The organism is Cedecea lapagei (genome assembly GCF_900635955.1).
GTDB lineage: Bacteria > Pseudomonadota > Gammaproteobacteria > Enterobacterales > Enterobacteriaceae > Cedecea > Cedecea lapagei.
In genome coordinates, this window is sequence record NZ_LR134201.1 from 2464915 (window position 1) to 2476801 (window position 11887).

Here is an 11887-nt window from a genome sequence, read left to right on the forward strand (position 1 = left end):
ATCGCCAGCTTCACTTCAGCTACGTTGCCTGCCTCAAGCAAAGACTTCATTTTTCTATTTCTCAGTTTTCCGTTTCGCCTCCATTGTAGCTTCTCGCCACAAGGTGACCTGATGTACCGACGCATGCCGATAGGCCGCAGCTGATAAGCAAACAAATCTGCTCCAGTTGAACAGCGCAATTGACATCGATTAGTTTATTCACTAATCTTGTAATCATGAATACTATCCTGACCAAAGCCAATGCGCTTGCGAACCCTAATCGTCTGCAAATTCTCACCCTGCTGGACAACCCCGGTCTTTATTTTCCACCAGGGTATTTCGACGAAAATGCGGGCGTCTGTGGTCTCTACATTGCTGAGAAGTTAGGGGTATCCGCGCCAACGGCGTCAGCACATTTGAAAGTTCTGGTACAAGCGGGTTTTTTAACCTCCGTGCGAATGGGAAAATTTACCTACTTCAAACGCGTCCCTCTGGCCATGGACGACTTTGCAAAAGAAATTCGTCAATTGTAGGGGTTGAATCCTGAGCACCGTATCCCTGTTGATGCGCTTTTTTTCAATCTAACGATTAGTTAATTTCCTAATCGACAAATCATTGAATTGAAAAACATAAATAACATGTTGTAAGTTAAATTGAGGTTGATATGCAAAACACCACCAGAATCTATCTGCTTTCATTTATCAGTTTTCTGATTGGGACCGCAGAATATATTATCGCTGGCATTCTGGATAAAATAGCGCAGGATTTAGCGCTTTCAGTCCAGGCCGTTGGGCAAATGATCACAGTATTTTCAATTGCATTTGCCGTAGGCACCCCCATTGTTATTACCTTAACGTCCGGCGCCGACCGCAAGAAACTGTTGATCGGTTTTATGGCCATTTTTTCGCTCATTAATCTGGTGACCATAGGCCTGACAAGCTACGGATGGTTAAATGTGTCTCGGGCAATATCCGGCCTTAGCGCCGGCGTGGTGGAGGTGATTTTACTCACTCTGGCCGCTACTCTCGCGGCTCCGGGCAAAAAAGCTGGCGCTATTGCTATGGTCATTATCGGATTTAGCGCAGCTTTAGTGGTGGGTGTCCCGTTGGGACGAATGATATCCAATACCATGAATTGGCGGTTTATTTTTGTGGGGCTTGGAATACTGACCCTGATATCGCTGGTCCTGGTCTCTTATTTGATTCCATCGACACAGGGCGAGAAAGCTGTACCGCTGATTGATCAAATTAAGATCCTGAAAAATAAAAATATATCTATCGTCTATACGATTACCTTTTTCTGGATCAGCGCTTTCTCAATCATTTTACTCCTATATTTCACCGTATCTTTTACAGGTTTCGCATATGACAAACAGCGAAATCAGCATCATGTTACTGGTTTCCGGGTTAGCCAGCATCGCAGGCTCTAAGCTTGGAGGAAGGTATACCGACAGCCTTGGCTATGCCCCTACCTTATTCGCGGGGCTGATTATACACGGCTTAACGCTCGTTCTGTTTTCCCTGTTTGGGCAGATAATCTGGGTTGTGTACATTTTGTTGATCACCTGGTCTCTGTCTGCATGGTCATCAGGCCCGGCCCTGCAATTCCGCTTGATTAGCCTGGCACCTGAATCTACAAGTATCATTTTCAGTATATATACCTCGATGATCCAGTTAGGGATGGCCGCCGGGGCAATTATTGGCGGACTTGTTATTCAGGTGGGTTCTGTTTCTCAGCTGTCGAGCATTGGAGCAGCAAGCGTGCTTGTCTCGTTACTGCTGCTTTCGAAAATGTTCTCAACCAGCAGGCGTAAAAGCATGCAATTAGAGCAAAACTAATTGTACTCCAGCCAGTAGCAGCGGGGACTCATCCCGGGCGCTGACTCTCAGAGGGTCGGCGCCCTTCCCTCTGCTTCGATTTTAGTCCTCTCCAGGCAGAGGTATCCTCTCCCTCTGCCCTTCTATCACTCCCTTCCAAAAATAATTGCCTAAAGCACTCTTTTCGCGGGTGAAAACTTGCACCTTACGTTGGCAGGGCAATGGCTAATCACAAGAAAATAAATCATCAGGAAGGCATTGCCTCATATTGATATATTTGCTTAAGGCAAATATATTATTCTACTTTCTACAGGAGATAATGATGACCAGCAGCCCGCTTTACCGCTATGCAGAACGCATACGCCGCTTTAACCGCTTTTATACCCGGCAGATTGGTGTGCTGAATGAACACCTGCTGAACAGCCAGTTTTCTCTGACTGAGGTCAGGATAATGTTTGAGCTTGCACGGGAGCCGGGCGTGACAACGTCTGGCATCTGCAAAGAGTTAAACCTGAATGCGGGTTATTTGAGCCGTGTTGTCTCTGGCTTCGAGGAAAAAGGTCTGCTCACCAGGGAGCGTTCTCCTGACGATGCCCGGGCAACATGCCTGTTCCTGACCCAGGCGGGAAAAGACATTTTTGAAGAAATGAATACTGCTTCCCGGGTTGAAGTCGAAAATATGCTGAAGAAATTATCTGAAGATGATCAAATAAAAATCATTAACGCTATGGAAAACATAGAGAATATTCTGAGCAAGAATGAGCCGGCTTACATCATTCGCGATCCGCGTCCTGGAGATATGGGGATGATCGTCTCCCACAACGGCGCGCTGTATGCGGCAGAGTATGGCTGGAATATGGAATTTGAAGCGCTGGTGGCCCAAATCGTTGCAGACTTTGTCAGGGAGCAGGTTCCAGACAAGGAAAAATGCTGGATTGCCGAAAAGGATGGCAAGGTTGTTGGCTCGGTGTTCGTCGTCAGCGAGGACGAAGTCACAGCCAAACTGCGTATTCTTTATGTTGACGCCAGCGCCCGTGGCCTTGGCATCGGTAACCGCCTGGTAGATGAAGCCATGAGGTTTGCCCGCGAGGCGGGATACAAACGCATGATCCTGTGGACGAACAGCGTGCAAACGGGAGCCCGCCGTATTTATGACAAAGCGGGCTTCACGCTGATAGAAGAACAGCATCACCACAGCTTTGGCAAGGATCTGGTAGGCCAGGTGCTGGCACGCGACCTTTGAACGACATCGCCGGAAGCACGCTCAGCGTTAGACGGCGATTTTAATTTTACGACTGGAACGCACTAATCTTACCCGACGAAAGTGGACATACTTGTCCATATTCCGCGGGTAAGATTATTTCCAGCTTCCTCTTTGATTTGTGCCATTAACAGCAGCAAACTACCTGGCAGAGAAACCTGCACTTTAGTGAATACACGGCACCGTTTCACCGCCCAGCATGGCAAGCCCTTTCGCGGTTCGCATAAAGCGCGGCGCCTTCAGGTCCTCTGCGAGCATATCCAGCATTTCAAATAATAGGCCGGCAATGTGCACCTGCTGTCTTTGTGAAACTTGCTGATTCAGCAACACGACGGTTAAGGCAGCGCAATAGTCACAGGCCAAATCTGACTCCGTTTGTGGTAACCCGCGTTCTGCTCCCTTCCGCCTCTCTTTTACCGTTAATTGCTCAATCAGGTGCGCAGGCAGCGGCAGCTTCAGCACTGCCTTCAGGACGTTTAGCCCAGCCAGCAACCGTCCGCACAGCGCCATGTATTCAGCGTGATCGTCCGTTTCTATTAATTCATCGGCATAGCACTGGCAGATATCCAGCACCTGAAATAAATCTTGCCGGGTGCTCAACGGTATTTTTAATAAGTCTGCGACACTGCCTGCAATAATCTTTTGATTTCCTTTGATTTCCATTTTCGTAGATGTGTTACTATCGCCGTTAGCCATGGCGTGACTCCTTTGAAGTTACATTGTGGTTAGCCCTCGTCTGGTGTTGCTGCACCTTTCGGGGGCGACTCCTTTTTTACTCTCTGCTTGCTACCCTCCCACCTTCTGATAATGGCACTGTATAAGTCAACAGGGGTTGTCTAAAAAATTATTGGAAACTCAGAAAGTTAGATGCAACTCGCGGAAAAATTGAAAATGGTTTTTGCGTTGCAGCGGAAATATTTTTTATATCAATTTTTGGGGGCCGGATTATTGATTTGGCAACTACCAAAATTATCTGGTCAACTGCGACGTTCGTTATTGATTCTTTGCCCAGGTTAGCGATAGCATCTTTGCATTCGAATGCAGGGGGGTAATGGGATGTTCAAAAAAACAGATTTATTCCGGGGATGGTATGCGGGTGCTACAGTATTTACCTGCTTTACTCTGGGAACCGAAATCGGCAATCGTTTTTTTGATGGATCCCAGATTCCATGGTTGATTAGCGTAATTATCGCCATCATCATCTGCGGGCTATCACGCCCCTATTTTACGGCAAGAAGCTAAGGCTATTCGAGTGCGTCAATAAGCCTCTCGATTTTGGCATCCGAATACATGAAAAAACTCTACAGATATCACAAAAGGAAAAAATAAAATATATCAGAAAGGGTTTTCATGTTAAATGAAAGATGCTGTCAATATATCAAAACATCATCGATGTCAATTTTTAAAATATAAATCCATTAACAATTAGCATGTTACCACCCTTTAATCATTGCAATATGACAATGAAAAAGAAGTAACCACCATCAATTTCGATCCTTTTATCATTTGTTTCATGAAACATTTATTATATAAAAAACCCTAAAACATACATGTATAGCTTGATATAAAATCCTAAATGCCCACAGATTGTGTTCTGTGTGTATAAAATCAGTGGGCGGCTATTTTCACGAATTAATACTAACGAACTAAGAAGTCATTCATTTCATAAAGGTGTTCCATGAACTCCTGTCGGTCACAACTATAATGGGCTTTTTTATGGCAACGCGGACATAGAGCGACCGTATTGTGTACTGTATCTGGTCCTGAATCTCGTAAAAACCTCACATGGTGCACCTCTAAAAAAACTGACCCAGAGTCCATTAATAATGGAGGTACGCTGTTAGAGCATCCCTGACACTGGCCTTTAGCACGTGAAAGGGCATACTCTTTAACCTTTTCACATCTTTCTATTACATCTCTAGTCTCACATATTTTTTTCGGATATTCATTACCGGGTGGTATACCCATTGCCATTTTTTCAGCTATTACTGATGTGGGACTCACAGCTTTTCTTTGCAAGTATCGAACACCACTCGCCTGTCCATTATTAGTGAATATCTTCCACTGCTGGGTGGTCACACCGATCAGTTCCGCATTACTAATGTTAAACTTATAGAAATTATATTTACTCTTAAGCCCTTTTACCTTCTCGAAAGTGGTCACTTTTCCTAGCCATAGTTTTGCAGGACCATCAGTCTGCACATGAAATATTAATAGATAATCTATATCATTTGGTGCGGCGAATTTCCATTTACCCGTTGAAACAGGAGTGTCACCTTTAAACTCGAGGTGAGCGCCACTGGTTTTGACTGCCGCAAACCCCGAGCTAGCACATATATCCTGTGAGGTAATAACCTCGAGGTAGTCATTAAACTCTTTATTTTTTGTCATGATTTCTCTATATATAAAACACATTATGAACTAAAAGAACGTTACCCTGATTAAAAGGCCATCAGGGTGGGTAAAGTGTATTCAGGTTTAATAATGTTCTTTGCTCGCCACAGGGCGATAGATAACAATATACCAGATCACCAAACTTAGTGAATAACCTCAGGCTTAAATGGTATGGGCTTTCCCCCCTGGCCTCTTCTTCAACGTCAAACGCTCACATAGCGCTGCTTTTCCGTTGTCAGGTACAAAACCAGCAGCGCCTGCGCTTCGGCGATCACCGCTCTGCGCTCTTCTTCATTGTTAAGATTGGCAGCCGCCGCGCCTTTAAGCATTTGCAGGATGACGATGGTCATCAGGCCTGCTCGGGCGGGAGGTAATTGCGGGATAGCAACCTGCAGCGCGCGGGAAAAGCCGCCGCGCATGGCGTCCCTGAACTGAAGCCTGGCGGCCTGATGCTCCCCGCGCTCCTCCACCAGCCGCAGGGCAAAGGTTCGCTGCGACTGCAGCGACAGCACAAAGCGAGTGAACAGGTCAGCCGCCGTCGGAATATCAACGCCTGCCAAGCTGGCTTCCAGCGCCTCTAGCCTTTCGTTTACCTCGCGGGTGTACTCCAGCAGCAGCGCGTCGGCAAGCGACTCTTTGTTCGGGAAAAACCGATACAAGGAGCCGATAGCCGTGCCCGAGCTGGCCGCTATCTCGGTCATAGTCACGGCGTCAAAGCCCTTTTCGGCAAAGAGCCGGGTTGCTGCTTCGGTAATGGCCGCCACGCGAAGATGGCCGCGCAGGCGTTTAGGCTGGGTTGCCGCTAAAGGCGCTGGTTTTGTCATAAAAAGAGTTCATTTTCATCCGCTAACATTTCACCGCATAACGTCGATTGAGATATGCGAGGGCATCCTCTAGAATCTAAGTTAGGCGAGGATACCCTCGCCTAACTCAACTAAAATGAGTTTAAGCTACCGCTCTGGCGCGAGCCAGCTTAAACCGAAGATTCTTCCGCGCCGCAGGCGGCTATTAAAAGATGAAGAGAGAAGATCCGGCGACACCCAACGCTTATCGTCTGCTGTCACCGCAGCGAATACAGTGGGGAATGCTTATTGCGGCCTCGATACTGTGCGGAGGGGTGCTCAACTGGCTGGCTATCCCGGCGGCGCTGCTGCTGGGGCCGATGATAGCCGGGATCGTTATCTCCCTTAACGGCGCCAGAATTCAGCCTCACGGCACGCTGTTTCTCATCGCGCAGGGCATTATCGGCTGCATGATAGCCAGCAAAATGCCCTTCAGCCTCGCCAGCACCTTCAGCTCCCACTGGCTGCTGTTTATTGTCTGCGTCTTTTCGGTGATTTTTATCTGTATGCTGCTCGGCTGGATCATGACCAGGATGCGCATCCTGCCCGGCACAACTGCGCTATGGGGCCTCAGCCCTGGGGCAGCAACCGCCATGACCTTGATGGCCGAAGCGAACGGCGCCGACGCACAGCTGGTCGCCGCCATGCAGTATTTACGCGTCATTATGGTGGCCGGCATCGCCTCCGCCTTAATGACGGTTTCAGGTGAACATGTGCCTGCCACTTCAGCGGCAGTAGATCTCTTTGACCATGGCTCTTACGTGGCGTTAGCCGAAACAGCCGGGCTTATCGCCTTCGGCTGTATTGCGGCTAAAGTGCTGCGCCTTCCCGCAGGAGCGCTGCTGATCACGCTGGTTGCTGGCGTGGTGCTCTCCCAAAATCGCTGGATGGATATCGCGCTGCCGCAGTGGGTGCTGGTGCTGGCGTACACGATTGTCGGCTGGCGAATTGGGCTTAAATTTACTCGCCCGCTGCTGAGGCATGCCGCCCACGTGCTGCCCCGCATTGCGGTCAGCATCGCCATTTTGATTGCTCTGTGCGGGGTGATGGCCGCGATTCTGGTGATGGTCACGGATATCGATCCGCTTACCGCCTATTTAGCCATGAGCCCCGGCGGCGCGGACTCGGTGGCAATTATCGCCGCCTCCAGCAAACACATTGATATCGCTTTTGTGATGTCGATGCAGATGACCCGCTTTATTATTCTCGTCGCCTTCGGGCCGGTTATCGCCGCCCTCATGAAGCGGCAGGCGATGAGGTGAAAAGCTGCCTTTACCCCTCATAAAGCGAGAATAACGCGCCGGTGTTATAGACCAGGCCAAACAGCGCAACGGCGAGCAAAAAGAGAGAAGAAATCACGTCGAGAAGCTTGCCGTGGCGTTCCGGCACCCAGCGGTTCACCGTCAGGATAGAGGCCGCGAGAATTGCGAAGTCGAGGATAATCCAGACCAGAGATAGCGTCATAATACTGGCGGTAAAATCCTGGGTAATCGCCATAAATTGGGGAAAAAAGGAGACAAAAAACAGGATATCTTTCGGGTTAGAGACTCCGATAAGAAACCCTTTCAGCCATCCACCCCGCTCGCTCATCGGCGCGATATCAGCCGGATCGCGATTTCTGCGCTGCAGGCTGTTTACCGCTCCCCAGCCGATAAAAAGCGATCCCGCAAGCCCCAACAAAGACAAATAAAACGGCGTAAGCGCGACAACGCCAGCCAGCACCATTGCCGCAAACGCAATCAGCACCAGCGAGGCGGCATTGGTACCAATCAAGGTAACAAATGCCTTTCTGCTGCCATGCCGCGCTGCGGTGCCGGTCACCAGCGCAACGACCGGGCCAGGAGTCAGGATCAGCATGAAAACGGCGAGCGTGTAGGCAGCCAGCAGCGGCAGGTTCATAATGTAAAATTCTCACAATAAAAATAAATGTGATGCATTAAACTGCCACCAGAGCTGATTGAAAAACGTAAAAAACTGCGCTTCAATGTGAGTTAAACTCACACTGGGTAATTACTATGTCTCTGCCACCGCTCTACGCGCTGCGTGCCTTTGAGGTTGCGGCCCGGCTCGGGTCATTCAGCAAAGCCGCCGGGCAGCTTAACGTCACGCCAGGTGCCGTTAGCCGTCATATCCGCACGCTGGAGACGTGGTTCGAATGCGAGCTGTTTCACCGAAACGGCCCCAAAGTTGAGGTCACCGCCGCCGGTCATGCGCTGGCAACCCAGCTTTCTGAGGGCTTTCATCGGCTGGATCAGGCCTGCCACGCCTTTCGCAGCGGCAACCGCAGGCTGCGCTTAAAATCACCGTCGACGCTGACCATGCGCTGGCTGCTGGATGTCCTCAGCGTTTTCCGACAGCAGTACGCGACCCCGGAAATAGAAATGACCAGCGTCTGGATGGATACCGACTCAGTGGACTTTACGCGTGAGCCCTATGACTGCGCCATCCTGCTGGGCGACGGGAGATTCGGCCCGGAAACGGAAGCCTGCCTGCTGTTTGACGAGTGGCTGGTGCCGGTATGTTCTCCGCACCTCGTTGAACAAGCCCGGCAGGATATTTCGCGCTGCGAGCTGATTCATCCCTCACCTGACCGCCGCGACTGGCGAAGGTGGCTAAAAAGAACCGGGAAATTCAGCGGCCTTAATATCGCTCGCGGTACAGTTTTTGACACGCTTGAGCAGGGGATCCGGGCTGCTGTCAGTGGCCACGGTATTTCAGTAGCCGATGTGCTGCTGTGCCAGGAGGCGATAAGCAGCGGCCAGCTCGCACTCCCTTTCAGCGAAGCCATTGCCAGCGGCGAAGGCTACTGGCTTGTCTGGCCGAAGGGCTCGCCACGAATAACCAACATTGAGTTGTTCTGCAGCGCCTTAAAGGCCTCCGCGCCCTGTAACCTACCGGACTCGCTGAAGCTGCTGCGCTGAAAAGGCAAAGCGTGCAGGGCGCCAGAGGTTCGCTTATGGCACTAATATTATTATGCGCCGTTATTTGTTTGGCCCCTGACCTGTCCCGGGGTCACCCGTTATCGAAGGAATACAGTATTGCCTAGTCATCAGGATCCTCAGTTCCTCTCCGTCGCGCTTTCACGGCTCAGGCTTCGGCATTTTCAGGCACTTGATGTCCTGCAGCAGCAGGGCTCATTGCGGCGAGTGGCCGCGGAGCTGGGGCTCAGCCAGTCCGCTACCGTGGCATTGATTAACGATCTCGAGCATGCCTTTGGCATTACGCTGGTGAAGCGGGAGAAGAACGGCTCCACGCTGACCGCCGAGGCTGAAATGCTGATTGCCCGCTCAAAAATCATTCTGCAGGAGGTGGAGTTAATTCAGCGCCATGCAGTAAAGTCCAGGCAAAGCGCGGGAACGCTGCGTATTGGTGCTTCCCCCTACCTGATCAGCGTTTTGATCCCCCAGATGCTAAGTTTGTTTAACAAAAAGAAGGGCGGCGTTTATATCGATATTCAGGAAGATACGCTGGACGTTTTGCTTCAGAAACTGGCCGAAGGTGAGCTGGATGCCGTGATTGGCAACGCGGACAAAGCTGATACGCTCTCCTTCTCCGTAGAGCTGGAGCAAAGCGTCCTGTGGGATGAGTCGCTGAGCATTATCGTGGGTCAGGGCCACCCGCTTTTCGACCTAGAACAGGCAAACCTTGAGCAAATTCTTCAGGGCCCCTGGATACTGCCTCACGGCGACTCGCATATTCGCCATTTAGTCGATAAGGCTATCTCCGCGCTTGATGCCCCGCCGCTGGATCCCATGATTGAGTGTCGGGGGATCCTCAACCTTATAAACCTCGCAGCCGCGACCGGCGGGCTAAGCATCGCGCCAACCTCGGAGATAAATCAATTTTTATGGCGCAACCGGGTCAGACTGATCCCATGCCCGGTGAAAATTGCTATTCCACCCTACGCCTTTATCACCCGTAAATATAAAAAACCGCTGAGCCTCCTTGAGGATATGCGGCAATGTGCAAGGGACGCGGTAGCCTCCCTGGCGCGCGGAGAAGCCAGCTAAACCTGGCAGGTGCCGCCGTGGCGGCACCTTACGTACCCGCCGCAGCTCCCGTTAACGCCCGCTGACCTTAAATTCAGATCACGTGACTCATAAATCGTGACTTCCGCATTTCACCTTTGATCGCCACTATTTCCACATCCAGACGTTTTGCTCCGGCTCCGGTCTAAGGAATAAAAATGCAGCTGTATTATTACGAGCATTGCCCGTTTTGCGCGAAAGTTCGCTATTTTGCGGGGCTGAAAGGTATTCCCCTGACCTTGAAGATCGTCATGGCGGATGACGAAGAGACCACTACCCGGTTAGTGGGTAAAAAGGTTGTCCCCGTTTTAATAAAAGATAATGGTCAGGCGTTGGCTGAAAGTAACGACATCATTCATTATCTTGACGGCCTTGACGGCACCCCCATGTTAACGGCTGCCCCCCAGGCTGAAACAGGTGAGTGGATAACATCGCTGCGCCTTTTTCTAAAATATTTAACCTATCCGCGGTTTGCCAAAACGCCCTTCGCCGAGCTCTCAACCCCAGGCGCACGGGAGAGCTATTACCAGAAAGAAACCAAGGCGATTGGTAATCTTGAAGAGAAGTTCGCGCAATCTCAGACGTGGATTCAGGCCCTGAACGCAAAGCTTAATGAACTCGCTAACTTGCCCTGTATCTCCGCAAACAACACGGATTCACTGTCCATCACCGATATTGAGCTGTTCGTGTTCCTGCGCAATGCCAGCATCGTTAAAGGCAGTATCTGGCCCCAAAGCATTGAGCAATATCTCAACGTCAGGGCAAAAAGAAGCCAGCTTCCACTCTATTTTGATATCGCTATCTGAATAGAAAGCTGTTCATACAAAAGATGTCGTTTTAAAAACGCTGTAGAGGATCAAGATATGTATCAACATCGCAACTGGCAGGGAAATGAACTGAATATCCCGGCAGGCAAAGTCGTCTGCGTTGGCAGCAACTATGCGAAACATATTCAGGAGATGGGTAGCGCAACCCCGGACGAACCGGTGGTGTTTATCAAACCCGAAACGGCGCTGTGCGATATCGGCCAGCCCCTGGCGCTGCCGCAGGGCTTTGGGTCCGTTCATCATGAGCTGGAGCTGGCCATTCTGATTGGCTCTCCCCTCACCCAGGCCAGCGAGAAAGAAGTCGTTCCGTCAATCGCCGGATACGGTATTGCTCTGGATCTGACGCTCCGTGAACTGCAGGCCAAAATGAAAAAAGCCGGTCAGCCGTGGGAAAAGGCCAAAAGCTTTGATGATTCATGCCCACTTTCCGGGTTTGTTTCTGCGGCCGACTTCAGCGGCGATCCGCAAAATACGGCGCTCGAACTGAAAATTAACGGTGAAATCCGCCAGCAGGGCTCCACCGCCGATATGATACATAAAATCGTCCCGCTGATTGCCTACATGAGTCGATTTTTCACCCTTCGTCCCGGCGATGTCATTCTTACCGGCACTCCGGAAGGCGTTGGCCCGTTGAATAGCGGGGATAAGCTTGAACTCAGCTTCTCTGAGTATCACCTTGCCACACGGGTTTTATAGCACGGCGATGCCTGCGAACGGATGAGAACAAAAGTCAGGGCGG

At 50.4% G+C, this 11887-nt stretch carries 13 protein-coding genes; 9 read left to right on the forward strand and 4 right to left on the reverse strand.

All coding sequences use genetic code 11. The features are described from left to right. The first annotated feature begins 215 nt into the window (after positions 1 to 215). From EL098_RS11935 to EL098_RS11945, 4 genes are all read left to right on the forward strand, one after another. Positions 216 to 512 (forward strand): ArsR/SmtB family transcription factor, encoded by a 297-nt coding sequence (locus tag EL098_RS11935; protein ID WP_126356411.1) that lies wholly within the window; start codon positions 216 to 218, stop codon positions 510 to 512. Positions 513 to 643: 131 nt separating this feature from the next. Beyond that, entirely contained in the window at positions 644 to 1408 is a 765-nt protein-coding gene (locus EL098_RS11940; protein ID WP_197718518.1) for an MFS transporter, read from the forward strand. Continuing rightward, positions 1344 to 1817: an MFS transporter gene (locus tag EL098_RS23305; protein WP_197718519.1), complete on the forward strand. Its 474-nt coding sequence runs from the start codon at positions 1344 to 1346 to the stop codon at positions 1815 to 1817. Before EL098_RS11940 ends, EL098_RS23305 begins: the two co-directional genes overlap by 65 nt. A gap of 298 nt (positions 1818 to 2115) precedes the next feature. Further along, positions 2116 to 3039: a bifunctional helix-turn-helix transcriptional regulator/GNAT family N-acetyltransferase gene (locus EL098_RS11945; RefSeq protein ID WP_232012206.1), complete on the forward strand. Its 924-nt coding sequence runs from the start codon at positions 2116 to 2118 to the stop codon at positions 3037 to 3039. 183 nt (positions 3040 to 3222) lie between these two features. Here EL098_RS11945 and EL098_RS11950 read toward each other — a convergent pair whose 3' ends face one another. The 3 genes from EL098_RS11950 to EL098_RS11965 form a co-directional block, all read right to left on the reverse strand. Continuing rightward, positions 3223 to 3753, reverse strand: coding sequence for a hypothetical protein (locus EL098_RS11950; RefSeq protein WP_126356412.1), 531 nt, complete (start codon positions 3751 to 3753; stop codon positions 3223 to 3225). A 942-nt stretch (positions 3754 to 4695) separates the two neighbouring features. After that, positions 4696 to 5448 carry an HNH endonuclease gene (locus tag EL098_RS11960; RefSeq protein ID WP_164716846.1) on the reverse strand — a complete coding sequence of 251 codons (753 nt, stop codon included), beginning with the start codon at positions 5446 to 5448 and terminating at the stop codon, positions 4696 to 4698. Between the two features lie 206 nt (positions 5449 to 5654). Continuing rightward, complete coding sequence (locus tag EL098_RS11965; RefSeq protein ID WP_126356415.1) at positions 5655 to 6275, reverse strand: TetR/AcrR family transcriptional regulator; 621 nt, start codon at positions 6273 to 6275, stop codon at positions 5655 to 5657. Between the two features lie 191 nt (positions 6276 to 6466). Between EL098_RS11965 and EL098_RS11970 the strand changes: the two genes are divergently transcribed. Further along, positions 6467 to 7555: an AbrB family transcriptional regulator gene (locus EL098_RS11970; protein WP_126356416.1), complete on the forward strand. Its 1089-nt coding sequence runs from the start codon at positions 6467 to 6469 to the stop codon at positions 7553 to 7555. Positions 7556 to 7565: 10 nt separating this feature from the next. Here EL098_RS11970 and EL098_RS11975 read toward each other — a convergent pair whose 3' ends face one another. Next, entirely contained in the window at positions 7566 to 8192 is a 627-nt protein-coding gene (locus tag EL098_RS11975; RefSeq protein ID WP_126356417.1) for a LysE family translocator, read from the reverse strand. A gap of 116 nt (positions 8193 to 8308) precedes the next feature. Between EL098_RS11975 and EL098_RS11980 the strand changes: the two genes are divergently transcribed. From EL098_RS11980 to EL098_RS11995, 4 genes are all read left to right on the forward strand, one after another. Then, positions 8309 to 9214 (forward strand): LysR substrate-binding domain-containing protein, encoded by a 906-nt coding sequence (locus tag EL098_RS11980; protein ID WP_126356418.1) that lies wholly within the window; start codon positions 8309 to 8311, stop codon positions 9212 to 9214. Between the two features lie 117 nt (positions 9215 to 9331). Continuing rightward, positions 9332 to 10303 (forward strand): LysR family transcriptional regulator, encoded by a 972-nt coding sequence (locus tag EL098_RS11985; protein ID WP_126356419.1) that lies wholly within the window; start codon positions 9332 to 9334, stop codon positions 10301 to 10303. Positions 10304 to 10479: 176 nt separating this feature from the next. Continuing rightward, positions 10480 to 11127, forward strand: a complete 648-nt coding sequence (gene grxB, locus EL098_RS11990) for a glutaredoxin 2 (protein WP_126356420.1) — start codon at positions 10480 to 10482, stop codon at positions 11125 to 11127. A gap of 57 nt (positions 11128 to 11184) precedes the next feature. Then, a complete protein-coding gene (locus tag EL098_RS11995) occupies positions 11185 to 11844 on the forward strand; it encodes a fumarylacetoacetate hydrolase family protein (protein ID WP_126356421.1) in 660 nt (219 codons plus the stop codon). Positions 11845 to 11887 lie beyond the last annotated feature (43 nt).

Coding starts and splice junctions, on each gene's coding strand:
- EL098_RS11945 (WP_232012206.1), top strand. CDS start 2,116: ATGATGACCAGCAGCCCGCTTTACCGCTATGCAGAACGCATACGCCGC.
- EL098_RS11960 (WP_164716846.1), bottom strand. CDS start 5,448: ATGACAAAAAATAAAGAGTTTAATGACTACCTCGAGGTTATTACCTCA.
- EL098_RS23305 (WP_197718519.1), top strand. CDS start 1,344: ATGACAAACAGCGAAATCAGCATCATGTTACTGGTTTCCGGGTTAGCC.
- EL098_RS11975 (WP_126356417.1), bottom strand. CDS start 8,192: ATGAACCTGCCGCTGCTGGCTGCCTACACGCTCGCCGTTTTCATGCTG.
- EL098_RS11935 (WP_126356411.1), top strand. CDS start 216: ATGAATACTATCCTGACCAAAGCCAATGCGCTTGCGAACCCTAATCGT.
- EL098_RS11970 (WP_126356416.1), top strand. CDS start 6,467: ATGAAGAGAGAAGATCCGGCGACACCCAACGCTTATCGTCTGCTGTCA.
- EL098_RS11950 (WP_126356412.1), bottom strand. CDS start 3,753: ATGGCTAACGGCGATAGTAACACATCTACGAAAATGGAAATCAAAGGA.
- grxB (WP_126356420.1), top strand. CDS start 10,480: ATGCAGCTGTATTATTACGAGCATTGCCCGTTTTGCGCGAAAGTTCGC.
- EL098_RS11965 (WP_126356415.1), bottom strand. CDS start 6,275: ATGACAAAACCAGCGCCTTTAGCGGCAACCCAGCCTAAACGCCTGCGC.
- EL098_RS11995 (WP_126356421.1), top strand. CDS start 11,185: ATGTATCAACATCGCAACTGGCAGGGAAATGAACTGAATATCCCGGCA.
- EL098_RS11980 (WP_126356418.1), top strand. CDS start 8,309: ATGTCTCTGCCACCGCTCTACGCGCTGCGTGCCTTTGAGGTTGCGGCC.
- EL098_RS11940 (WP_197718518.1), top strand. CDS start 644: ATGCAAAACACCACCAGAATCTATCTGCTTTCATTTATCAGTTTTCTG.